We start from the raw sequence: 22,884 nt of genomic DNA, 5'->3' as shown, positions 1-22,884 counted from the left end.
CCCGACCGAGCCCGGCCCCGCCGCCGGGGAAGGAGTGGTGACGCCCATGCCGCAGACCGAGCAGGCCCCGCAGACCGAGCAGATCCCGCAGGCCCCCGAGACCGACCAGTACGACGCCATCGTGATCGGTGCCGGGTTCGCCGGCATGTACCTCCTGCACCGGCTCCGCGACGGACTCGGCCTGCGGGTACGGGTCTACGAGCGTGGCGACGGCGTCGGCGGCACCTGGTACTGGAACCGGTATCCCGGCGCCCGGTGCGACGTCGAGTCGATGTTCTACTCGTACTCCTTCTCCGAGGAACTTCAGCAGGAGTGGGAGTGGACCGAGCGCTACCCGTCCCAGCCCGAGATCCTCCGCTACGCCGAGCATGTAGCCGACCGCTTCGACCTGCGCGGGGACATCGAGTTCAACACCTCGGTGCGGGGCGCCGACTACGACGCGGGGTCCGACACCTGGACCGTGACGCTGGAGGACGGGCGGCGGGCGAGCGCGGCGTACCTCGTCACCGCCGTCGGCTGCCTGTCAGCCTCCCGTGTGCCGGACTTCGCGGGGCTCGACTCCTTCACCGGGCCCACGTTCCACACCGGTCGCTGGCCGCACGAGGGCGTGGACTTCAGCGGGCGGCACGTCGCCGTCATCGGCACCGGGTCCTCCGGCATCCAGGCCATCCCGGTGATCGCCGAGCAGGCCGCGCACGTCACCGTCTTCCAGCGCACCCCGAACTTCTCCGTCCCGGCGCACAACAGGCCGCTCGAGCCCGACGAACAGCGTCGCGTGAAGGCCGGCTACCGCGAGCTGCGCGCCGAGGCCCGCGCCTCTGCCTCCGGAGTCGTCGTCCCGCCGCCGCTCGGCAACGCCCTCGACCTCGACGAGGCCCGCCGCACCGCCGAGCTCGACCAGCGCTGGGCCTTCGGCGGCACCTCCTTCATGGGCGCCTTCGAGGACACCGGGATCGACGCATCGGCCAACGACGTCTCCGCCGACTATGTACGCGACCGCATCCGCGCCGTCGTCGAGGACCCGGCCGTCGCCGAACTCCTCTGCCCCACCAACCACCCCATCGGCACCAAACGCATCTGCGTCGACACCGACTACTACGCGACGTACAACCGCGACAACGTGACCCTGGTGAGCCTGCACGACCAGCGGATCGAGCGCATCACACCCCACGGACTGCGGGTCGGCGGCGTCGATCACACCGTGGACGCCATCGTGTTCGCCACCGGATACGACGCCATGACGGGGCCGCTCGACGCGATCGACATCCGCGGGCTCGACGGTGCCGCGCTGCGCGAGGAGTGGGCCGCCGGTCCGCGCACGTATCTCGGGGTCGCCTCGGCCGGGTTCCCGAACCTGTTCATGATCACGGCGCCGGGCAGTCCGTCCGTCCTCAGCAACATGATCGTCTCCATCGAGCAGCACGTGGACTGGATCACCGACTCGATCGACCACGCGCGTCGGACCGGCGTCGTGCGGTTCGAGGCCGAGCGCGACGCCCAGGACAAGTGGGTGGACCACGTCAACGAGGTGGCGCAGCAGACCCTGTACCCGCGGGCCGCGTCTTGGTACATGGGCGCCAACATCCCCGGAAAGCCCCGGATCTTCATGCCGTACGTCGGCGGGGTCGGCCCCTACCGTGACATCTGCGACGAGGTCGCCGAGGACGGTTACCGCGGCTTCGCCCTCACCCGCGCCGCACACCCCCGTCCGGCCGGCACCCGCCACCTGGTCGACCCGGAGATCGCACCACTCCTGGACGTGTTCCCGCCGCTCGGCCTCGGCCCGGACACGCTGCCACTGGCCCGCGAGGCCGGGCGGGCGCCTGTACCGGACGCGCCCGATCCGCAGGCGCTCCACCCGGACATCACCACGACCGAGCGGTGGGTACCGGGCTTCGAGACCGGCGACCCCGAGGTGCGCGTCCTCCACTACGAGCCCAAGGCCCGCCCCGCGTCAGCCACCACCACCGCCGCTCTCGTGTGGATCCACGGCGGCGGCTACGTACTCGGCGCGGCGGACGCCGACGAGATCCTCTGCCGCCGGATCGCCACGGAGACCGGGATCCAGATCGTCTCGGTCGACTACCGGCTCGCCCCGGAGACCCCGGCGCCGGGACCGGTGCACGACTGCTACGCCGCGCTGCGCTGGGTGCACGCCCACGCCGCCGACCTGGGCGTCGACCCCGACCGGATCGTGATCGGTGGCGCGAGCGCGGGCGGCGGACTCGCCGCCGCCCTCACGCTCCTGGCCCGCGACCGCGGCGAGATACCCGTCTCGTTCCAGCTCCTCGTCTACCCGATGCTCGACGACCGTACCTCCAGCACGGTCGACGCCCACCCGCACGCGGGCGAGTTCATCTGGACCCCGGCCGACAACCGCTTCGGCTGGGCCTCCCTCCTCGGCCACGAGCCCGGCGAGGGTGATGTCTCGCCGTACGCCGCCGCGGCCCGCGTCGAGTCGGTCGCGGGCCTGCCGCCGACCTACCTGAGCGTCGGCGCGCTCGACCTGTTCCTGGAGGAGGACGTCACGTACGCCACACGCCTGATCCGCGCCGGGGTCCCGACCGAACTGCACGTGTATCCGGGGGCGTTCCACGCGTACGACATGGTGCCGGACGCCCGCGTGACCCGGGCGTACTTCCGTGACTTCATCGGGGCGCTCGGGCGGCATGTGAACGGGTGAGGCCCGCACAACCTCACAACCTCACGTCGCGAAGAAGTCGTTCCGGGTGTGCAGGGTGACCTCCTCGTCCTTGGGCAGCGGGGTTCCGGCACGTTCCGGGCGCAGTACGACCGTCCCGGTCTCCCCCGGCAGCAGCGTGAGGAGTGCTGTGTCCGCGCGCATGCCGGGGGCCTCGACGATGAGGTCACCGATCGCGACTTCCGCGGTGAGGCGCACGAGCGCGTGGTCCTCCTTCCACTCGACGGAGTACTTGACGTCGGGGGTGGGCCAGCGAACGCCGTCGTCGCGTACGAAGACGTGGACGGCGCGGTCGGCTCCCGCGGTGTCCGCGACCACCAGTTCCTCGCGGCGCCGACGCGCCTGGGTGATCTGTGGCCCGGCGGGGATGGTGAGGACCCTGCGCGGCGGCACGGTGAACTCCCTTGTCGTACGGGCGACTTCACCGTCGCGTACATGGACACGGCGCAGTGCGAGTTCGCCAGTCCACGGCTCGTCCGTGTCGTTGACGAGGACCGCACTGAGGCCCGCTTCCCTCGGTTGAAGCGTGACGAGGCGGTCTGCGAAGGCGCCGCGCACCGCGTACCAGGCGGGCTTGGGGCGGCCGCCGTGGTCGATCAGGGACCATGACAGGGCGGGCCACACGTCGTTGAGCTGCCAGATCAGCGCCCCGGCCGTGCGCGGCCACCAGGAGCGGAAGTGCTCGACGGCGGTGCGCAGGGCGTGGGCCTGGTTGAGGCTGGTCGCCAGGTGCCAGCCATCGGTGTCCGTGGCGATGTGGTCCGGGTCGGGGAAGCGGGCCTTCAGGCGGTCCACGAGGTGACGCTCGCCGCCGGGTTGTTTCTGGTGTGCGAGGAGGGCCGGGTCGTCGGGGCGGCCGGGCAGGGTGCCGAGCGCCTCGGTCAGGGTGGCCCGGGTGGCCGGGGCCTGCCAGCCGAACTCGGCGGCGAAGCGCGGGATCTGGTCGCGGTAGTGGGCGTAGTCGAGGAGGTTCCAGGTGTCCCAGAGGTGGGTCGGGCCGTCGCCGGGGACCTGCGGGTGAACACCGGGCTCGCTCGCCACGGGGCTGTTGACGACGTACACGGCGCCGGGCGCGTGGGCCTCGACGGCGGCCGGGAGCAGCTCGCGGTAGTAGCCCTCGCCCCAGGTGCGGTCCCGGATCTGCGTTTGCCAGCCCCAGTCCTCGTGTCCGAGCACGTTCTCATTGGCGCCGTTCCAGACGACGACGCTCGGGTGGGCCGCGAGGCGGCGTACGACGTCGTCGGCCTCGGCCGCGACCTCCGAGCGCAGCGGCTCCTCCTCGGGGTAGGCGGCGCACGCGAACATGAAGTCCTGCCAGACCAGGACGCCGCGCTCGTCGCACGCCGCGTAGAAGGCCTCGTCCTCGTAGATGCCGCCGCCCCACACGCGCAGGGTGTTCATGTTGGCGGCGCAGGCCTGGTCGACGCGGGTCTCGTAGCGGGCGGGGGTGAGGCGGGAGACGAAGAGGTCGTCGGGGATCCAGTTGGCGCCCTTGCAGAACACCGGTCGGCCGTTGACCCGCAGTGTGAACGCGCGGCCGTGCTCGTCGGGCGTCGTGTCGATGGAGATGTGCCGGAAGCCGACGCGGTGGTGGGTCTCCTGGAGGACCGAGCCGCCCTCGTCCAGCAGTCGCACGGTCGCGTCGTACTGGGTGGGCGCGCCGTAACCGCGCGGCCACCAGAGGCTCGGGTTCGGGAGGTCAACAGCCAGCCTGCTAGGGCCCGTTGAGTCAATCGTGAAACGTTCCGTGTGCCCCGCGACGCTCACCTCGGCCGCGCACGGGCCGCCCTCCACGTCGAGCCCCACGGCGAGTGTTCCGCGTCGCAGGTCCTCGTCCAGGGTCGTGGTGACATCGACGTCCGCGCGGGCCGTGTCCCACACCTCAAGCCGTACGTCCCGCCAGATCCCGGCGGTGACGAGCGTGGGACCCCAGTCCCAGCCGCCCTCGCAGGCCATCGTGCGCAGTTCGTTGTACGGATACGTCCAGTCGTACGGCAGCGGGTCGTCACCAGCCGCCTCTACCATGGCCCGCGCGGACGAGGCGAAGCGCACGGCCAGCTCATTGGCCCCGGGGCGTACGGCGTCGGTCACGTCGAAGCGGTAACGGCGGTGCATATTACGGGTGTTACCGACCTCCGTGCCGTTGACGAGGATCGTCGCGATCGTCTGGAGCCCGTCGAAGACGAGGTGCACGCGCGAGCCGTCGGGCCGGACGGCCAGGTCGAACCGTCTGCTGTACTCCCAGTCGGCGAGCCCGACCCACTGCGCCTGCGCCTCGTTCGTGCCGAGGAACGGGTCGGCGATGACTCCGGCCCGCATCAGGTCGGTGTGTGCGCATCCCGGTACGACCGCCGGTACCTCGATGCCATCGGTACCTCGCAGCGTCCAGCCCTCACCCGTCAGTTCCACGATTCCGTGCCCTCTCATGCGTCCGGCCGATCCGTCGGCGCGCGATATCCCTCGGGAACCTGCGGCAGCTCCCGTACCCCCGTCTCGAAGACCTCGACGGACTCCAACACCGCGCCGTCACCATCGACTTCGACGGCCAGTTCGGCCGCCGTAACCGGCTCGGTGAGGTGGATGCGTCCGGCGCCCACGCTCAGCGCTTCGGCCAGGACCCGGTCACCGGCCCGCACCACATGGCGTACGACGCGCTGCCCGCCGGTGAGATCTTCGCGCAGCCGGATGTGGTCGAAGGTGACCGGTTCCCCGAACGAAGCCGTCCAGGTGTCCCCGCGTGTCAGCTCGGCGGTGGCAGCCGGTGTCCCGAATCGGCGCGCCACCTCGGCACCGAACTCCGCCACCCGCGCGGCATCGGCGTCAGGGATCCGGCCGCGTGTGTCGGGCGGCAGGTTGAGCAGGAGGTTCGCCCCGAGGCCCACGGAGCGGTAGTGGATGGCGAGCAGGTGCTCCAGGGACTTGGGCTCGTCGTCGGGGTGCCAGAACCAGCCGCGCCGGATCGACACGTCACACTCGGGCGGCAGGTAGAGCGCCTCGGCGAACTCGGCGGTGACGACCGTGTAGTTGCTCATCTGGGTGTGGTCGACGACGTACTCGACGGGGTCGGCCGCGAGCCCGTCCTCGTTGCCCACCCAGCGGATCGTCGGGTCACCCATGTTGAACACCATGGCGTCCGGCTGATGCTTGCGGACTTCGGCCATGATGGCGGCCCAGTCGTACGCGTACCCGTCCGATCCGGCCCCGTCGAACCACAGCTCCATCAGCGGCCCGTACCAGGTGCACAGCTCGCGGATCTGCTCTGTGTAGAGCTTGGTGTACGCGGCCGGGTCTGCGTACTCGGGCGCGTGCCGGTCCCACGGGGAGAGGTACACGCCGAAGCCGAGCCCGGCCGCCCGGCAGGCCGTCGCCAGTTCGCCGACGACGTCGCCCTGCCCGTCCTTCCACGGCGAGGAGGCGACGGAGTAGTCGGTGGTCCTCGTCGGCCAGAGGCAGAAGCCGTCGTGGTGTTTCGCGGTGATGATCGCGTAGCGGGCGCCGGCCGTGCGGGCGACCTCGACCCACTGCTCGGCGTCGAGGTCGGTGGGGTCGAAGGACGACGCCGGGAGGGTGCCGTCGCTCCACTCCTGCCCGTGGAAGGTGTTGATGCCGAAGTGGAAGAAGGCGCCGATGTTGGCGCGCTGCCAGGCGAGTTGGTGCGGTGTCGGTGGGATGGGGGTCGGTGGGATGGGGGCCTCCGATAGCAACGCGGGTCCTTTCGGGTGGTCCGGGGCCGGGTTCAGGCGTACTGCTCGTCCTGCGCCCAGCAGTGCACCCAGTGGGTGTCGTCGACGTGGGTCCTGGCCGGGAAGGCCGTGGCGCACACCGGTTTGGCCACGGGGCAGCGGGTGCGGAAGCGGCAGCCGGAGGGCGGGTCGACGAGGCTCGGGGGTTCACCGAGGGTCTCGTCGTCGGTGGAGTCGGCTACGTCCGGCTCGTCGAGGAAGCCGCCGCGGTCGGGGTCGGGAGCCGACTCCAACAGGAGTTTGGTGTACGGGTGTTGGGGGTTCGCCACGAGTTCGTCACCCGGTCCGGACTCGACGAGCTGGCCTGCGTACAGGACCTTGATCTCGTCGGCGAAGTAGCGTGCGCTGGCGATGTCGTGGGTGATGTAGAGGATCGCCAGGCCCTCGTCGTCGCGGAGCTTTCCGAGCAGGTTGAGGATGTCCAGGCGGATGGAGACGTCCAGCATGGAGATCGGCTCGTCGCCGAGGAGCACCTTGGGGCGGGCGGCGAGCGCGCGGGCGATGGCAATGCGCTGGCGCTGGCCGCCGGAGAGCTCATAGGGGAACTTGTCGATGAACTGGTCGGCCGGTGTGAGGTTGACGCGTTCGAGGAGCTGGAGGATCTGCCGCTCCGTGTCCTCGGCGCCGGATGCGAGGCCGTGCAGCTTGAGGGGGCGGCTGAGGATGTAGCGGATCTTGTGGACCGGGCTGAGCGAGGAGAACGGGTCCTGGAAGATCATCTGGACCTGGCGGTAGTACGCGCGCTTCGCCTTCGCCGTGCGGGCCTTCTTGACTACGTCGCCGTCGAGCCGGATCTCGCCCTCGGTGGGCGGGTAGGCGAGCGCGAGCATCCGGGCGAGCGTCGACTTTCCGCTGCCGGACTCGCCGACGAGCGCGGTGATGCGGCCCTTGTGCAGGGCGAGCGAGGTCGACTCAACGGCCTTGACCTCCTTGCCGTGGCCGCCGGGACCGTGCATCGGGAAGCGCTTGACGACCTCGCGGGCCTCGAGGACCGGAAGGGTGGTGTCAGGTGCGGGCATGGCTGGCCTCGGCTTCCGGTGTCGTCGTGGCGGGGTGCCGGTGGAGGTGGCAGGCGACGTCGCCCGCGTCGCCGAGCTGAAGCAGGACCGGCTCCTCGCGGTCGCAGGCGTTCAGCCGCTGGGCGCAGCGCGGGTGGAAGGAGCATCCCGGCGGCGGGGTGCGAAGGCCGGGCGGGGAGCCGGGGATGCCGGTGATCTCGCGGCGTTCGCCGTGCAGCGGAGGGAAGGCGCCGCGCAGGGCGGTGGTGTAGGGGTGCTGCGGGTCCTCGTAGAGGCGGCGCGGCGGCCCGGTTTCCACGATCTTGCCCGCGTACATCACGGCGATCCGGTCGGCGATCTCGATGAGCAGCGACAGGTCGTGGGTGATGAAGACGACCGAGAACCCCAAATCGCGCTTCAAGCGCGCTACTTGGCGCAGGATCTGGCGCTGCATGACGACGTCGACCGCGGTCGTCGGCTCGTCCATGACGACGAGGTCGGGTTCGCAGGCGAGCGCGAGGGCGATGGTGGCTCGCTGGCGCATGCCGCCGGACAGTTCGTGCGCGTAGGAGCGCAGTCGGTCGGCGGGGATGCCGACCATGCCGAGCAGCTCCCCTGCCCGTTCCCAGGCCTCCTTCTTCGACAAACCACGCTGCTTGCGCAGCACGTCGGCGAACTGGCTGCCGAGGCGGAGCACGGGGTTGAGGGCGTTCATCGCGCTCTGGAAGACGATGGCGACCTTCTCCCAGCGGAGCGCGGCCAGTTGACGCTCGGTCAGGCGGAGGATGTCGGTGTTGTCGGCGCCGTCGTGGCCGTGCAGGATCACGGAGCCGCCGGTGGTGACGGCCGGTGGCCGCTCCAGGCGGGTCATGGCGGTGACCAGGGTGGACTTTCCGCAACCGCTCTCGCCGACGATGCCGAGGGTCTCGCCGCGGCGCAGCGTGAGGTCGACGCCGCGGACGGCGTGCACCGGGTTCTCCTGGTCGAAGTAGTCGACGTGCAGATCGCGAACGGTGAGCAAGGGTGTGCCAAGCGTCCCACTCATGAGGTGGCCTCCTTCACGGGCGTGGCCTGGGCGGGTACGGGGGCGTCGGCCGTGCGTAGGCGGGCCGCGCGGGCCAGCATGCGTACCTGCTTGGAGGGCTTGCGCAGGCGGGGGTTGGACACCTCGTCGATGCCGAAGTTGATGAGTCCGGCGGCGACCCCGACCAGGGCGATGCACGCGCCCGGCGGGATGAACCACCACCAGGCGCCGCGGGTGAGCGCGGAGCCGTTCTGAGCCCAGTACAGCATCGAGCCCCAGCTGGTGATGTTGATGTTGCCGAGGCCCATGAAGGAGAGGCCCGCGTCCGCGAACATCGAGCCGACGACCGCGCCGAGGAAGCTGACGGAGATCAACGGCGCGAGGGACGGGATGAGTTCGCGGGTGATGACACCCCAGCGGCTCTCGCCTGTCATCTCGGCGGCGGCCACGAAGTCCCGGTGCCGCAGCGACAGTGTCTGCGCCCGCTTCTGCCGCGCGGCCCACGGCCACGCGGTGAGGCCGATGACGAGGGCCACAGTGAGCCAGCCGCCGCGCCCCTGCACATAGCTCGCCACGATGATGAGCAGCGGCATGCCGGGGATGACGAGGAAGATGTTGGTGGCGACGGTCAGGAGCGAGTCGGCACGGCCGCCGAGATAGCCGCCCGCGACGCCGACCAGGACCGAGAGCACCGTGGTGATGACACCCGCGACGAGCCCGACGAGCAGCGAGACGCGGCTGCCGACGACGAGCTGCGCGAAGATGTCCTCGCCGTTGGCCGTGGTGCCCAGCAGGTGTGCCCCGGAGGGCGGTTGCATGGCGCCGCTGGTGTCGACGCCGTCGGGGCTGAGCCCCATCAGGTTCTCCACGACGAACGGGCCGAACACCGCGACCAGGGCGAAGAACACGATGATCGCGATCCCGACGCGGACCTTGACGTTCCCGGGCAGCTTCGGCAGCCGCCCGGCGCGTACCGACTTGGTCATGAGCGGGTCTCCCTCGCGCGCGGGTCGATCAGTCCGTACACCGAGTCCGCGACGAAGTTCGCGGCGAGCACGGTGAGCGAGACGATCAGGAACAGGGCCTGCATCAGCGGGTAGTCGACGCTGGATACGGCCTGGTAGAGCAGGTAGCCCACCCCGGGGTAGGAGAAGACGATCTCCACGAGGATCTGGCCGCTGACGGCGGAGCCGATGGTGAGCGCGAAGCCGGCGACGCTGGGCAGGACCGCGTTGCGGGCCGCGTACTGGAACATCACGCGGGCCTTGGACAGGCCCTTGGCGCGGGCGAGGAGCACGTAGTCCTCGGAGACGGTCGTCACCATCATGTTGCGCATGCCGACGAGCCAGCCGCCGAACGAGGCGACGACCATCGTCACGGCGGGCAGGATGCCGTGCTCCAGGACGCTCATCAGGAATGGTCCGTTGAACGCGACCGCCATGTCACCGTCGTACGCGCCGCTGATCGGCAGCCAGTTGAGCTGCACACCGAACGCCATGACCAGCAGCAGCGCGACCCAGAAGAACGGCAGCGCGCCGAGGAACATCGAGGCGGGCGTGATGAAGGAGTCGAAGCGCGACCCGACGCGGGAGCCCGCGAGGACGCCCATCGAGGTGCCGATGACGAACGCGATCACGGCGGTCAGGCCGACGAGTCCGATCGTCCAGGGCAGGCCGGAGCGGATCACTTCCCACACGGGCGTCGGGTAGTAGGCGACGGACGCGCCGAAGTCGAAGTGGACGATCTGGCCGAGGTAGGTGACGTACTGGTCCCACAGCGGTGCGCCGGGCGCGCCGAACAGCCGGTAGATGCTCGTCACTTGGTCGGCGGACAGGTTCTGCTTCTGCTGCATCTGGGAGATGAGCGCGGAGGCGGGGTCGCCCGGCATGACGCGTGGGATGAGGAAGTTGAGGGTGACGGCGACGGCGGCAGCGCCGATGTAGAAGCCGAGGCGCCGCAGGAAGTAGCGGGCGGCGCCGAACCGGCCGGCCGCCGTGCGCCGGGCGGGTGGCGGGGCCTGTGCCGTGGCGGGGGTGAGGACGGGTGCGGTGGCCATGCCGGTCAGCCCTTCGCCGGGCGCAGGTTGAGCAGGATGCTCATGGCGTCGACGCCGCCGCCCCACGGTGCGGGCTGGGCGTAGGGCTTCTTCTCGCTCGGCCAGCCGGTCCAGTTCTTGCTGTTGTACTCGGAGGAGACGCCGATCGTGATCAGCGGGGCGGCCGGCACGTCCTCGACCATGATCTTCTCGAACTTCGCCGCGTACTTCTTGACACTCGCGTCGTCGTTGGCACTCGCCATCTCCTTGAGCAGCGCGTCGGCCCTCTTGCTCTTGTAGTGGCCGTAGTTGGTCCAGATGCCCGCGTTGTCGCTGGAGAGCATGTCCTCGAAGAAGTTGTACGGCGTGGAGTAGTAGACCCCGCCGCCGATCGTGACGTCGAAGTCACCGTCCTTGCGCTTGGCATCGATCTGCGCCGCCGCGACCGGCCTCACGTTGACGTCGACGCCCGCCTTCTTCAGTTGCGAGGCGACAACCTTGTCGAACTGCACGGCGTCGCCCCACTCCTGCACCTCCATGATGGAGAAGCTGAGCTGCTTGCCACTGCCGTCGACCAGCTTGCCGTTCTTCCTCGTGTAGCCGGCCTTCTTGAACTCGGCGATCGCCTTGGAGAGTTCGGCCTTGGGCTGCTCTGCGTCCTTGTACTCGTCGGCGATCCACTTGCCCTGGGTCTTCGAGTCGAGGCCCGTGAGGTTGAGGGTGTTGAACATCCCCGGGTTGGTGACGTTCAAGAGCTGGCTGCGGTCGACGGCGAGCGACAGGCCCTTGCGGACGTGGACGTCGTCGAACGGCTTCCTGGTGTGGTTGAAGAACAGGAACTGGCCGCCGTAGGTGGGGTACCAGGCGTGGTGGTTCTTGGGGTCCTTGTCGATGTACTGCTTCTTGACGTCGGGCACGACGCCGCCGCTCCAGTCGAGTTCCCCGCTGAGCAGCTTGGGCACCTCGGACGCCTGCGTGATGATGGGCGCCTTCACGGTCTTGACCGGGACGTTCTTCTGCTTCCAGTAGTTGTCGCGGGCCTCGAAGGTGAGCTGCTGCGGGGTGTACTGCTTCAGCGTGTACGGGCCCGAGCCGACCGGGTTCGGGTTGGTGTCCTTCGCGCCGTCCTTCTTCTTCCAGATCTTCTCGGGCACGGGGGTGGTTCCGCCGATCCTGTCGATCTTGGAGTAGGCGGGCTCGTCGAAGGTGATCTGGACGGTGTGCGCGTCCGGTGCGGATGCTTTGCTGAAGGCGAAGGCCCAGGTCGGGGGCAGCTTGTTCTTCTTCACGTAGTTCAGGGTGAACACGACGTCCTGGGCGGTGAGCTTGGAGCCGTCGCTCCAGTTGGCCCGCTCGTCGAGGTGGATGGTGATCTTCTTGCCGCCGTCGGCCCACTCGTACTTCTTGGCCAGCCAGGGTGTGAACTTGCCGCCTTCGAGGATGTTGAAGTCGAAGAGCGCCTCGTACTGGAACCCGAAGGTGCCCTGCGTCGGCTTGAGGGCGAACGGGTTGAAGTTGCGGTTGATGGTGGTCCCCGCGAAACCGAGGTTCGTGGTGAGCGCGCCACCACCGGCGGAGCCGCCCGCCGGGGACGGCGCGGCCGAACAGCCGGACAGGGCGAGCGAGAGCACCGCGGCGCCGACGGCGGCGACGCGGACACCGATACGCGCGGTGGCAGGGCGGGGGTTCGAGGTCACACGGAGCTTCGGGTTCATCGGAGGCTCTCCGGAGGGGTGTCGGGGGCGGGGACATCGCGCGGGGGGGGGTGGGGTGAAGCGGCAGAAGGTTCGACATCGTTGTCAGAGCGCAGTGGTGCGGCGCCGTGGTGCGTGGATCAGCCGTGGTAGGTGACTCAGCCGGGGGTGGGGCCCCGGTCGGTGGGGGCGCGACCGGTCGGGGCACGCCCGGTGGGGTTTCGGCCGCGGTCGGTGGGGGCCGGGCCGCTGCTGCCGCGTGGGACGAGCCGCGGGGTCTCGTCCTCGACGGTGCGCGCGGGCCCCCCGTCGATCAGCGCCAGCAACTCCTCGGCGGCGTGCCGCCCGAAGGCCGGGGTGTCACGGACAAGGGCGGACAGCGGCGGATGGGTGGAGCCCGTGAGCACGGACTCGTCCCAGGCGACGAGCGTCAGCGCCCCCGGCACCTCGATGCCGAGCGAGGCGGCGACGCCGAGCCCGGCGACGGCCAGCACGTCGGTGTCGTAGACGATCGCCGTGGGCCGCGGCGCATGTGTGTCGAGCAGCTGTCGGGTGGCGGCGACGCCCTGCTGCCGCGAGTAGTCGGTGGGGATGCTGCGTACGTCGGCGGGGTCGAGGCCGAGCCGCTCCGTCTCGTCCCGCAGGGAGCCGATCCGCTGCTGGGTGTGGGCGAGATGGGGCAGTCCCGCGACGTGCGCGATGCGGCGGTGTCCGAGGCCGTGCAGATGCTGGACGATGCCGGCCATCGCCCGGGTGTCCGAGGCCCACACGCTGGAGATGCCCGGGTACGCCGCGCCGCCCTCGCTCCCCGGCACGGATCCGATGAACGCGGCGGGCAGGCCGAGCTCGTCGAGCAGCGCGGGACGCGGGTCGCCGCCCCTCGGGTCGACGACGAGCACACCGTCCACCCGTCGCTCGGCCCACCAGCGACGGTAGGCCGCACATTCGGCGTCCACGTCGGGGACCACCAGGAACAGCAGCCCGATGCCCCGCCCGGCGAGCGCCTCCTGGATCCCGGACACCAGCTGCAGGAAGAAGAACTCCGCGCCCAGGGCATGCGCGGGGCGGGCCAGGACGAGCCCCACCGTGGCGGTACTGTCCCCGTTCAACGCCCGTGCCGCCGCGCTCGGTTGCCACCCGAGCCGGTCGGCGACCTCGCGCACCCGCTGCCGGGTCGTCGGCGAGACACCGGGCCGCCCGTTGAGCGCCAGGGACACGGCGGACTCGGACACCCTCGCCTCTTCGGCGATGTCCTTCAGGGTCGAGCGTCTGGAGGGAGTACGGCGCATGGAATCTCCTGCCACGCCTACCGGCAGGCCGCCCCGAACGGAACGGCCCGAAACCCAACTGCCCTGAACTCAAGCGGTTGAGTGCCAGAACGCTAAGGCGCTGGAGCCGCTGGGGCAACAGGTGGCGCACCAATTGCCGCTATGAGACACGCATTTGCTGCGCCGGCCGACGCAACCAACCACCGCAAACGCGGATTTGGCATGTATACGCAGTGAATACGGTGTCATGACCGGACGCTCACGGGCGTCCGCACGGAGGGGGCGCCCCAATATGGAGGTCCTGTAGGTGAATGTGTGCGTAAAGTGTTCCTGGTGGGGTTTTTCCGTGGAGTTCGTCATCGGGTGCATCCGATTTGTCTGCCCTGCGGGTACGCCTGCGCCCACGCGCACTACCGGCGCGCGCCACCGGCGTTGAAGCTGCCGGGAGTTGCCGACAGTAACGATTCTGCTGATCTTCGCTCACCACCCCTTCGTTCCATTCATCGAGGCCGCAAAGGACACAAGGTGCGCAAGCAAGCGGGCGAGGTCGGCACGCTTCTCAAGCTCGTCGCGGACAGCAGGGCCGACGACTCCCTCATCGGGCGGGAGACGGAACTGACCCAGCTGCGAAGCCTGTTGGCGGGCCACCGGCTGGTCACGGTCGCCGGCCCGGTCGGGGTCGGCAAGAGCCTGCTGAGCGATGTCGCCGCGCAGCGGGCCCGGCTGTCCCGGCGACAGGTGGCGCGGGTGTCCTGGCCGGAGGCGGCCGGTCGGCCGGGGGCCTTCAGGGACGCCGTGCGGCAGGCGCTGCTCGGCACCCCGATCTCGCCGGACGGCCCGCCCGCGAGGCGGCGGACGGCCCCTCGGGTCCTGCTGTTCCTGGACGACATCGACCCGGTCCACGACGAGTGCGTCGGAGTGGTCCAGCGACATCTCCTGCACCACCCGACGCTCCAGGTCCTGGTCACCGCCCGCCGCCCCCTCGGGCTCGGCGACGAAGCGGTGCTGCGGCTCGGCCCGCTCGGCACCGAGTCGGCGGACGACGGCTCCCCCTCGCCCGCCGCGCGACTGTTCCTGGCCACGGCCGGTGGCGCGCTGCGGCACCGCGATCCGGCCACCCTCGAACGCGTCCAGGCCATCTGCCGTACCCTCGACGGACTGCCCCTGGCGGTCGAACTCGCCGCCGCCCAGCTGAGGTCGTACTCCCTGCACGACCTGGCCGAACTCGTGGAGCACGGGCAGTCCTGGCTGCACAGCCCCCGGCCGCACCTGCGGCGGCACCGGTCCGTCGAGGAGGCCATCGGCTCCGTCCACACGCTGTGCTCCCCGTGGATGCGGATGGTGTGGAGTCGCGCCAGCATTCTGGCGGGTCCTTTCGGCGAGGCGGCCGCCGTCCTGCTGTGCGCCGGCGGCGAGATCGCCCCGCCCCAGGTGCCGGGCCTACTGACCCAACTGGCCTCGCTCGGCCTGCTCCAGCACGAGAACGACCCGCACGGCCCCGCCGAACCGCGCTATCGGATGCCCCCGGCCGTACGGGAGTTCGGCGAGCGCCGGCTCACCGAGGCCGGCGAGCTGGACATCGCCGTCGAACGCCGGGCCGGGCATTGCCGAAGGACCGTCCACCTCGCGGAACACCTGTGGGAGCACGGACATCAGACCCAGGCGGTACGCCTGCTGACCGACGAGCAGCACAACCTCAACGCCGTCCTGCGGTACGCGCTGACCGACCCCCGTCCCGAGGCCGTCGTCGCCGCCCTGGAGACCGCCACCCGGCTGTGGTTCTGGTGGGTCACGGGCCACGGCACGGCCGGGCTGCGCTACCTCCTCCAGCTCCTGGCCCGCTGCCCCGAGGACCACCCGTCAGCGGCCCCCGCGGCCTGGCTCGCCGCCTGGCTCTCCGCGCGCACCGACCCGGACACGGCCCTCACCCTGCTCGACCGGATCTGGCCCGGTGCCGTCCTCGACGGCGACGACACCCTGCTGGCCCGCATCGCCCACGTCCACGGCCTCGTCGCCCTCACCCTCGGCGACCCCCGGCAGGCGGTCGACCTCTTCGAACAGGCCTGTGTCCTCACGCCCGACCACACCACCGGCGGGCCGGGCCGCGCCGTCTACCTCGCGGCCCTCGCCTGCGCCCGGCGGGACACCGAGCCGCGCACCGCACACCGCGCGGCCCTCGCCGCCCTCGCCCAGCCCGGACTCCGTGACGACGTGTGGTCCAGCATGCGCGCCCGCTACGCCCTCGCCCTCGTCGACCACCACAACGGCCGTACCGCCAGAGCCTGGACACGCGCCCACCGCGCGGTGTCCGACGCCGACTCCGCCACCTGCGCACCGCAGGCCCACGCCGCCCTGCGCTCCCTTCTCACGGCCCTGCGCACCGGGCAGGCCGCCCCGTCCCCGGTCATCCCGGGGCTGTCCGGATGACGCGACGCCCGCGCGCGGTGTCGCGGGTCAGAGGAACTGCAGCCCGTAGTCCCGGCAGGAGGGCTTGAAGTCCGCGGGGCCGTCGGCGAGGGCGTTCATGGTGATCTGGAGCGTCGGGCTGTCGTTGAACAGCCCCATGTGCCCGGCGCGGTCGCCGGGGCAGGCGTCCTGAAGGACCACGTTGTCGACGTCCTTGCCCTTGAGCGCCTGGGAGGCGTACGGCGTGACAACGGTGTCGTACTTCGTCATGACGACCGTGTAGTGCGGCCCGTCCGGGACGGTGTCGCCGTCCGCCCACATCTCGCGGGTGTACTCGGAGGTGTTCGTCTGCTCGATCACACCGGGGAACTGACCGACCTTCGACAGGCCGGTCAGGAAGCCCATCAGGTGCAGCGCGTTGCCGAGATCGGTGATGCCGTTGAGGTTCGTGCCGTGTGAACTCGGCGCCCAGCCGACGTACTTGCCGACCTTCTTGGCGCCGCCCATCTTCTTCATCCACCACATCGGGACGTTTCCGCCGAGCGAGTGACCGACGATGTCCACCTTCTTCGCGCCCGTCGAGGCGAGCGTCCTGTCCACGAACGCGTCGAGCTGGGCCGCCGACTCACGGTTCGGGCCGAGCCCGCCGACCCGTCCGGCGGACAGGGCGGTGAAGCCGTAGTTCATGGCGTAGACGCAGTAGCCCGCGTTCTTCAGGCGGGGCGCGGCCTTCACGAAGTTGGCACCGATGTTGAAGAACGTGCCGGGCAGCAGGACGACCGGGTCGGGGTGTGCGGCGCTCGGTCTGCACGACCAGTCGTTGGCGCCCGCGACGGCCCCCGGCGAGGTCGCGTAGTTCGTCAGGGCCTGGGCCACCCCGCCTTCGGGAAGCTTGGGCGCGTCGTCGGCGTGTGCGGGTGGCGCGGCCGAGAGGGTGAGGACGGCGGAAGCACAGAGCGCCGCGGCTGCCAGGCCCTTGGAGGTCCTCGACGTGCGCGTGGGCGGATCGGTCACAGACATGTGTGTCCTGCCTTTCTGATGTCCCGAGGAAGACTGGTGCACCGAACGCGCCGGCGACCCCGGCTGACGTCCAGACATCAACAGCGCCGATTGTGAGCCGTCACAAAGCGGCGCGCCTCCCGGAGAACCCACCCAGCCCCTGGACCCGCTCTTGACACCCCTCCCACGGACAGCGATCTTGGGTGCCGCTACGCGTAGGTAACTTCGGGGTCCGTGGGGAGGCGACATGACCGGCTCGTCGGCGCCGCTGTCCTTTGACGGCGTTCTCCTGCACCAGCGCCTGAGCGAGGCGCTGCCGCAGCTGACCGGGCGTGTCCTGGACCGCCTCGTCGACCGGGTGCCGGTGTACGACACCATGCCGCGAGAGCAGCTCCGCGGCGAGATCCAGCGGGTCGTCGAGCAGTGCATAGCCTCCTTCGCGACGATGCTGCGTACGAGCCGACTCCCGGACGAGGGAAGGCTTCTGGCGCTGCGTCAGTCGGCTGCCAAACGCGCTGAGGAGGGCGTGCCCGTCGACGCGGTGCTGCGGGCGTACCACATCGGCGCGCAGGAGTGCCTGCAGCAGATGCTGCGCCATGCCACGGCGGGCGATCTGGAACACGTACGGACCGCCACGACGCTGGTCCTCGAGTTCCTGGAACGCATGACGGTGACCGTGGTCGCGGGGTACACCGCCGAGCGTCAGGCGGTCCTGGGCGAGGAACAGTCCGCACGCCAGGACCTGCTGACGGCGCTGGTCGAGGGAACGGATGTGCAGGGCGCCGCGGCCCGCTGGGGTCTCGACGTCCCGCCCTGCTTCCTGGTCCTCGACCTCGCCATCGGCGCCCACCCCGACGAGGCGCTCGACGGGGTGAGTCCGGTCATCGCGGGGAGGCGCAAACTGCGGCGCCTGCGGGTGGAGTTGGACCGCCATGTCGACGGCACGGTCCTGTCCGCGCTGTCAGGTCACGGCGGTCTGGCGCTGGTCCCGTGCCGTACGGCGCCCGATGATGTCTCGCACGAGGAGTGGAAGCGGCTGGCGGACGCGGTCGCGCACATGCGAAGGGTCGCCGGGGTCGACATCATGGCGGGCGCGGCGTCCGCCGCCCCGGCCGGTGTGCCCGCCGCGGTGGCCCTCGCCAAGGAGGTCCGCCGGGTGGCGGCGGCCTCGGAGCGCCCTCCGGGGATGTACCGGCTCCCGGACGTGCTTCTCGAGTACCAGTTGATGCGTCCGGGTCCCGCGCGGGACGAACTTGCGTACCTGATGCGGCCGTTGGCGGGACGCCCCGAACTGCTGGAGACGGTGCGTACGTACCTGCGCTGCGGGCTCAGCCGCCGCCACGCCGCGCACGCGCTGTGCGTGCACCCCAACACGGTCGACTATCGGCTGCGCCGGGCCGCCGAGATCACGGGGCTCGACGTCACGGCGGGCCCGGACGCGCTGCGGGTCCGGGCCGCGATCAGCGCGCTCGACGCGATGGAGGCCCCGTGGGACGAGGCGGCGCAGGCCTCGCGGGACGAAAGCGGGTGACCGCCTTCGTCCCGAGAGGCCAAACGGCCAACGGGCTCAGATGACGCCCTGCGCCAGCATCGCGTCGGCGACGCGCTCGAAGCCCGCGATGTTCGCGCCCGTCACATAGTCGCCGGGGGCGCCGTAGCGCTCGGCGGTCTCGTGGCAGGTGTCATGGATGTCCTTCATGATGCCCGCCAGCTCGTCCTCGACCCGCTGCGCGGACCACGACGTACGGGCGTGGTTCTGCGCCATCTCCAGCGCGCTGACGGCGACGCCGCCGGCGTTGGCCGCCTTGCCGGGGCCGAAGGCGACGCCCGCCTTCTGGAGCAGGTGCACGGCCTCGGGCGTCGTCGGCATGTTCGCGCCCTCGGACACCGCCTTGACACCGTTGCGGATGAGGGTGGCGGCGGCGTTCTCGTCCAGTTCGTTCTGGGTGGCCGACGGCAGTGCCACGTCACCGGCGACGTCCCAGACGCTTCCGCCGGGCACGAACCGGGCGGAGGCGCCGCGGCGTTCGGCGTACACGTCGACCCGGCCGCGCTCAACTTCCTTGATCTGCTGGAGCAGTTCGAGGTCGATGCCCTTCTCGTCCACGACGTACCCGGAGGAGTCCGAGCAGGTGACCGGGTTCGCACCGAGGGCGTGCAGCTTGTCGATGGTGTAGATGGCGACATTGCCGGAGCCCGACACGACGACCGTCTGCCCCTCCAGGTCCTCGCCGCGCTCGCGCAGCATGGCCTCGGCGAACAGGACGTTGCCGTACCCGGTCGCCTCCGGGCGGATCAGCGAGCCGCCCCAGCCCTGCCCCTTGCCCGTGAGGACGGACTCCCAGCGGTTGGTGATGCGCCGGTACTGACCGAAGAGATAGCCGATCTCGCGGCCGCCCACGCCGATGTCGCCCGCGGGGACGTCGGTGTGCTCGCCGATGTGCCGGTACAGCTCCGTCATGAAGGACTGGCAGAACCGCATGACCTCGGCGTCGCTGCGCCCGTGCGGGTCGAAGTCGCTGCCGCCCTTGCCGCCGCCGATACCGAGACCGGTCAGCGCGTTCTTGAAGATCTGCTCGAAGCCCAGGAACTTGATGACACCGAGGTTGACCGAGGAGTGGAAGCGCAGGCCGCCCTTGTACGGGCCGAGCGCGCTGTTGAACTCGACGCGGAACCCGCGGTTGACGTGCACCCGGCCGCGGTCGTCCTGCCACGGCACCCGGAACATGACCTGCCGCTCGGGCTCGCACAGCCGCTCCACGAGGGCGGCCTCGGCGTACTCGGGGCGGGCCTGGAGCACCGGGGCGAGGGTCTCGAGGACCTCGTGCACGGCCTGGTGGAACTCGGGCTGCGCGGGGTTCCGCTTTTCGATCTCGGCAAGGAGGTTGTCGAGGATGTCCTGCGTGTTGGATCGCGTCGTCACTGAAAGCCTTTCGGGCTCGGCAGTCGCCATCTCCCTGCGGGTGCGGCTCGCTCGGGTCCGGTCGTTCGATGAGCGCGCGGCGCCATTGCCGTGCGTGGGACAGGGTAAGTGTTACGCGCACGTAAACCCCTTGACCAGTGGCATCCGGATTCCGGACGGTGTGGGCCTGCGCGCACGGCCACCCGACCTGAACAAATCGCGCATACCGCGTCATTTCGACCAACCTGCCCGGGACTTCCGGGCGCGAAGACCGGTGAGGGAGAATACGACCCCGGCCTCCGAAGCCGACGGGAAGGAAGCGTGCGCGTGATCAAGTGGGTGTCCATCGAGAGTACCGAACCGCGTCCCATACCCCGGCCCGTGGCCACTCCGCTGGTGTGGGCGCTGACCGGCGGTACCGCCCTGCTGCTCGTGGCGCTCATCAACATACTGCTCGGACCGGGCCGCCCCTGGCTCGCGCTCACCGCGCTCGCGCTGCTCGCCGCGGGCCTCGGCTTCTGCGCCAGATTCACCGCGGCGCCCGGCACCGCCGTGCTGTGCTGGCTGTTCCTCAACGGCTTCGCGATTCCGCCGGCGGGCACCCTCAGCTGGATCGGCCACCGCGACACGCTCTGGCTGACCTGCCTCCTGACCGCCACCCTCGTCGGCACCCTGTGGGCCCGCGTGACCCACGCCCGGGCCGCGTACCGGACGATCACCGCGGCCCCGGCGCCGCGGAGCACGCTGGGTGACGACCCGCTGACCCGCTGAATCGAGGCACTTCGGGGAGGGGGTGGCCGACCCCGCTGGTTCGAGGAAGCGGGGCCGGCCCGAGGGGAAGAGGCCGGCTGCGGGGTGTGCACTCCCCCGTACGCTCATCACGCGACAGGTACCGCAGCCGACTCCACTGGACGTAACGAGCCGCGATCCGCCATGTTCTGCCACGCGGCGCCGAGTTGACGAACTGCACCGGACTCCCCGGCCGTCTTCACACGGCGGGCACGTGGTTCGCCGAGCCGTCAGAGCACGGCGAGCCGGTCCACCAGTAGCCCCACCCTCTGCTCGACGTACTCCGATGGCAGCCGGCCCGCCCTGCCCAGGGTCGCGAGTCCGTGCAGGGCGGCCCAGAACACCTCGGTGAAAAGCCCCGGGTGGACGTCGTCGCCGGCGACCTCGGAGAGTGTCTCCAGTAGCGCGGCGAAGGCGTCCTTGAGAGGCTCGGGCGTTTCCTCCTGGGCGAACGCCAGACCGCCGTCGAGCTGGAACAGGGCGTCGTAGACCGCCGGGTTCCGCTCGGCGAAGTCGAGGTAGGCGTGGGCGAGGGCGGCGACCCGGGCGCGCGGGCCGTCCGCGGCGGCGGTCGCGGCCCACAGCGTCACGGCCATGTCGGCGGCTCCCTCGAGGGCGACGGCGCCGATGATCTCCCGTTTGCCGCGGAAGTGGCTGTAGAGGACGGGCTGGCTGTACTCGATGCGCTCGGCCAGCTTGCGGGTGGTGACCGCGTCCCAGCCCTGCTGCTCGGCGAGTTCACGGGCCGTGGCCACGATGAGGCGCTCGCGGCTCGCACGTTCGCGCTCCTTGCGTTCCTGTACCGACATGATTCGATCCTAGCACTGCTAGACAATCGAGCGGCAGCAGTACTAGCGTTGCCTCACCATCTAGCGCCGCTAGATATTGCCGGAGGGATCGTCATGCTCAACGCACTTGAGGTCTTCACCACCGTGGTTCTCGGCGTGATGGTGGGGGTGGAGTTCTCCGTCGCCTTCGTCATGAACCCGATCTTCAGCGGCCTCCCCGACGACGCCAATCAGCGGGCCCGCTCCCACGGGGGCCGGATGCTGGGCGCCGTCATGCCGTTCTGGTACATCGGATCGCTCGTCCTCATCGCGATCTGGGCCGTCGCCGGGTGGCACCACGACGGCGCGCGCCTCGTCGTCGTCGCAGGCGGGCTGCTGGTCGTCAGCGTGGTCATGTCGCTCCTGCTGCTCGTCCCGATCAACAACCAGGGCAAGACGTGGACCGCCGAGAACCGGCCCGCGGACTGGAAGGAGCAGATGAGCCGCTGGGACCGCTACCACTACGTCCGCGTCGCCGTCATCGTCGCCTCGTTCGCCGTGCTGGTCGCGGCGCTGGTCTGAGTCCGTGGGGCGACGAGAACTCCCCTCCGCGCCGCGTCACTACGCGGCGCGGAAGCGCCCGGCCGCCACTTCCTCGACCCGGCCCTGCCCCATCAGCCGGTCCAAGTGCCGCCGCGCCGTGCGCAGTTCCACGGCCCGGATGTGCGCGCCCTCCACATGCGGCCGGTACACGAGCCGGTGGTCGGCGATCTCGTCCGGTGTGTGCGGTTCGCCCAGGAAGGCCAGCAGTTCGGTGTCCCGCCTCTCCACCACGCCGGCATAGGCGTCGAGCCGGCGGCGGAACTCGGCCGCTCCCTCGATCACACCCTTCTGGTGGGCGGTGCCGTACCAGCGGGCGTCGATGTCCGCGCAGCGCCGCATCGACACCTCGAAGTCGACGAGGCTGCTGCCGACGTCGCCGTAGTACGGGCCGAACGACGTCAGGTCGATGTCCGCGACGAACAGGAAGCCGTCGGGTTCGACCAGGAAGCCGCTGTGGCCCGCGGTGTGTCCGGGCAGGTGGACCACGGTCACCGTCCGCCCGCCCAGGTCGAACACGGCGCCGTCCTTGAACGCCTGCGCATCCGGGCGGCCTTCGACGTGGAACTCGTCCCGCATCGCCGCGTCGACGGCGTCGACCGAGTCCGGGGGCAGTCCGAGCGCGGAGACGAGGGCCGCGCGCGAGCGCAGCGCGTCGAGGTCGCCGTGGTGCACGTGCACCGGCACGTCGTAGCGTCCGAGGCCCGCGATGTGGTCCTCGTGGGCGTGGCTCACGAGGACCAGGTCCGCGGGAGGCGCGTCGTCGACGAGCGACAGCGAGGGGTCGACGACCAGCGAGGCGATCGTACCGCGCACGAGCAGCGAATTACCGTACGGGTAGGCCCCGTTGCAGGCGCCGACGAGCACGGTGACGGCGCCGTACGCCGCGGGGGTGTAGCCGGTGGGGCGGGGTTCCATGGTTACCGTTTCTATCGAACTGCGGACGGGACCGCCATAA

At 70.5% G+C, this 22,884-nt stretch carries 17 protein-coding genes; 5 read left to right on the top strand and 12 right to left on the bottom strand.

Going from position 1 to position 22,884, the window contains the following annotated elements; all coding sequences use genetic code 11:
* Nucleotides 1–46 precede the first annotated feature (46 nt).
* The gene (locus ACWD2L_RS10150) at nt 47–2,683 is read left to right on the top strand and encodes a flavin-containing monooxygenase (protein WP_451188377.1); all 2,637 of its coding nucleotides are present in this window, start codon (nt 47–49) and stop codon (nt 2,681–2,683) included.
* 21 nt (nt 2,684–2,704) lie between these two features.
* Here the strand turns inward: ACWD2L_RS10150 and ACWD2L_RS10145 are convergent, their stop codons facing one another.
* The 8 genes from ACWD2L_RS10145 to ACWD2L_RS10110 all read right to left on the bottom strand — a co-directional run bounded on the left by ACWD2L_RS10145 (nt 2,705) and on the right by ACWD2L_RS10110 (nt 13,484).
* On the bottom strand, nt 2,705–5,128 hold the full coding sequence (locus ACWD2L_RS10145) for a glycoside hydrolase family 2 protein (protein WP_451188374.1): 2,424 nt from the start codon (nt 5,126–5,128) through the stop codon (nt 2,705–2,707).
* Entirely contained in the window at nt 5,125–6,405 is a 1,281-nt protein-coding gene (locus tag ACWD2L_RS10140) for an alpha-L-fucosidase (RefSeq protein WP_451188372.1), read from the bottom strand. Before ACWD2L_RS10140 ends, ACWD2L_RS10145 begins: the two co-directional genes overlap by 4 nt.
* Nucleotides 6,406–6,437: 32 nt before the next feature.
* Nucleotides 6,438–7,463 (bottom strand): ABC transporter ATP-binding protein, encoded by a 1,026-nt coding sequence (locus ACWD2L_RS10135; RefSeq protein WP_451188369.1) that lies wholly within the window; start codon nt 7,461–7,463, stop codon nt 6,438–6,440.
* A complete protein-coding gene (locus tag ACWD2L_RS10130; protein WP_451188366.1) occupies nt 7,450–8,487 on the bottom strand; it encodes an ABC transporter ATP-binding protein in 1,038 nt (345 codons plus the stop codon). Before ACWD2L_RS10130 ends, ACWD2L_RS10135 begins: the two co-directional genes overlap by 14 nt.
* Nucleotides 8,484–9,452 carry an ABC transporter permease gene (locus ACWD2L_RS10125; protein WP_451188363.1) on the bottom strand — a complete coding sequence of 323 codons (969 nt, stop codon included), beginning with the start codon at nt 9,450–9,452 and terminating at the stop codon, nt 8,484–8,486. The genes ACWD2L_RS10130 and ACWD2L_RS10125 overlap by 4 nt, the downstream gene beginning before the upstream one ends.
* On the bottom strand, nt 9,449–10,522 hold the full coding sequence (locus ACWD2L_RS10120) for an ABC transporter permease (RefSeq protein ID WP_451188360.1): 1,074 nt from the start codon (nt 10,520–10,522) through the stop codon (nt 9,449–9,451). Before ACWD2L_RS10120 ends, ACWD2L_RS10125 begins: the two co-directional genes overlap by 4 nt.
* Nucleotides 10,523–10,527: 5 nt before the next feature.
* Complete coding sequence (locus ACWD2L_RS10115; protein WP_451188353.1) at nt 10,528–12,216, bottom strand: ABC transporter substrate-binding protein; 1,689 nt, start codon at nt 12,214–12,216, stop codon at nt 10,528–10,530.
* A gap of 137 nt (nt 12,217–12,353) precedes the next feature.
* The gene (locus ACWD2L_RS10110; RefSeq protein ID WP_451188351.1) at nt 12,354–13,484 is read right to left on the bottom strand and encodes a LacI family DNA-binding transcriptional regulator; all 1,131 of its coding nucleotides are present in this window, start codon (nt 13,482–13,484) and stop codon (nt 12,354–12,356) included.
* 504 nt (nt 13,485–13,988) lie between these two features.
* On the opposite strand from ACWD2L_RS10110, the gene ACWD2L_RS10105 reads away from it, so the two are divergent.
* A complete protein-coding gene (locus ACWD2L_RS10105; RefSeq protein WP_451188348.1) occupies nt 13,989–15,890 on the top strand; it encodes an ATP-binding protein in 1,902 nt (633 codons plus the stop codon).
* Between the two features lie 27 nt (nt 15,891–15,917).
* Here the strand turns inward: ACWD2L_RS10105 and ACWD2L_RS10100 are convergent, their stop codons facing one another.
* Nucleotides 15,918–16,889, bottom strand: coding sequence for an esterase/lipase family protein (locus ACWD2L_RS10100; protein WP_451188345.1), 972 nt, complete (start codon nt 16,887–16,889; stop codon nt 15,918–15,920).
* A gap of 226 nt (nt 16,890–17,115) precedes the next feature.
* Here ACWD2L_RS10100 and ACWD2L_RS10095 point away from each other — a divergent pair, with 226 nt between their 5' ends.
* On the top strand, nt 17,116–18,399 hold the full coding sequence (locus tag ACWD2L_RS10095; RefSeq protein ID WP_451188343.1) for a PucR family transcriptional regulator: 1,284 nt from the start codon (nt 17,116–17,118) through the stop codon (nt 18,397–18,399).
* Nucleotides 18,400–18,435: 36 nt separating this feature from the next.
* On the opposite strand, the gene gdhA is transcribed toward ACWD2L_RS10095, so the two are convergent.
* A complete protein-coding gene (gene gdhA / locus ACWD2L_RS10090; protein WP_451188340.1) occupies nt 18,436–19,821 on the bottom strand; it encodes an NADP-specific glutamate dehydrogenase in 1,386 nt (461 codons plus the stop codon).
* A 276-nt stretch (nt 19,822–20,097) separates the two neighbouring features.
* Between gdhA and ACWD2L_RS10085 the strand changes: the two genes are divergently transcribed.
* Nucleotides 20,098–20,541 carry a hypothetical protein gene (locus ACWD2L_RS10085; protein WP_451188338.1) on the top strand — a complete coding sequence of 148 codons (444 nt, stop codon included), beginning with the start codon at nt 20,098–20,100 and terminating at the stop codon, nt 20,539–20,541.
* 248 nt (nt 20,542–20,789) lie between these two features.
* On the opposite strand, the gene ACWD2L_RS10080 is transcribed toward ACWD2L_RS10085, so the two are convergent.
* Nucleotides 20,790–21,368, bottom strand: coding sequence for a TetR/AcrR family transcriptional regulator (locus ACWD2L_RS10080; RefSeq protein WP_451188336.1), 579 nt, complete (start codon nt 21,366–21,368; stop codon nt 20,790–20,792).
* Nucleotides 21,369–21,461: 93 nt separating this feature from the next.
* On the opposite strand from ACWD2L_RS10080, the gene ACWD2L_RS10075 reads away from it, so the two are divergent.
* Complete coding sequence (locus ACWD2L_RS10075) at nt 21,462–21,908, top strand: anthrone oxygenase family protein (protein WP_451188333.1); 447 nt, start codon at nt 21,462–21,464, stop codon at nt 21,906–21,908.
* 39 nt (nt 21,909–21,947) lie between these two features.
* Here the strand turns inward: ACWD2L_RS10075 and ACWD2L_RS10070 are convergent, their stop codons facing one another.
* Entirely contained in the window at nt 21,948–22,844 is an 897-nt protein-coding gene (locus ACWD2L_RS10070; protein WP_451188330.1) for an MBL fold metallo-hydrolase, read from the bottom strand.
* Nucleotides 22,845–22,884: the final 40 nt, after the last annotated feature.

This window comes from Streptomyces sp. NPDC002754 (assembly GCF_053592315.1).
Note: the sequence above shows the minus strand (reverse complement) of the source record. Positions and strands in the feature narration are given on the sequence as shown.

Excerpts from the sequence above, each read along its gene's own strand:
- ACWD2L_RS10095 (WP_451188343.1), top strand. The coding sequence starts at position 17,116 with ATGACCGGCTCGTCGGCGCCGCTGTCCTTTGACGGCGTTCTCCTGCAC.
- ACWD2L_RS10075 (WP_451188333.1), top strand. The coding sequence starts at position 21,462 with ATGCTCAACGCACTTGAGGTCTTCACCACCGTGGTTCTCGGCGTGATG.
- ACWD2L_RS10070 (WP_451188330.1), bottom strand. The coding sequence starts at position 22,844 with ATGGAACCCCGCCCCACCGGCTACACCCCCGCGGCGTACGGCGCCGTC.
- gdhA (WP_451188340.1), bottom strand. The coding sequence starts at position 19,821 with ATGGCGACTGCCGAGCCCGAAAGGCTTTCAGTGACGACGCGATCCAAC.
- ACWD2L_RS10115 (WP_451188353.1), bottom strand. The coding sequence starts at position 12,216 with ATGAACCCGAAGCTCCGTGTGACCTCGAACCCCCGCCCTGCCACCGCG.
- ACWD2L_RS10100 (WP_451188345.1), bottom strand. The coding sequence starts at position 16,889 with ATGTCTGTGACCGATCCGCCCACGCGCACGTCGAGGACCTCCAAGGGC.
- ACWD2L_RS10135 (WP_451188369.1), bottom strand. The coding sequence starts at position 7,463 with ATGCCCGCACCTGACACCACCCTTCCGGTCCTCGAGGCCCGCGAGGTC.
- ACWD2L_RS10130 (WP_451188366.1), bottom strand. The coding sequence starts at position 8,487 with ATGAGTGGGACGCTTGGCACACCCTTGCTCACCGTTCGCGATCTGCAC.
- ACWD2L_RS10145 (WP_451188374.1), bottom strand. The coding sequence starts at position 5,128 with ATGAGAGGGCACGGAATCGTGGAACTGACGGGTGAGGGCTGGACGCTG.
- ACWD2L_RS10080 (WP_451188336.1), bottom strand. The coding sequence starts at position 21,368 with ATGTCGGTACAGGAACGCAAGGAGCGCGAACGTGCGAGCCGCGAGCGC.
- ACWD2L_RS10125 (WP_451188363.1), bottom strand. The coding sequence starts at position 9,452 with ATGACCAAGTCGGTACGCGCCGGGCGGCTGCCGAAGCTGCCCGGGAAC.
- ACWD2L_RS10110 (WP_451188351.1), bottom strand. The coding sequence starts at position 13,484 with ATGCGCCGTACTCCCTCCAGACGCTCGACCCTGAAGGACATCGCCGAA.
- ACWD2L_RS10120 (WP_451188360.1), bottom strand. The coding sequence starts at position 10,522 with ATGGCCACCGCACCCGTCCTCACCCCCGCCACGGCACAGGCCCCGCCA.
- ACWD2L_RS10150 (WP_451188377.1), top strand. The coding sequence starts at position 47 with ATGCCGCAGACCGAGCAGGCCCCGCAGACCGAGCAGATCCCGCAGGCC.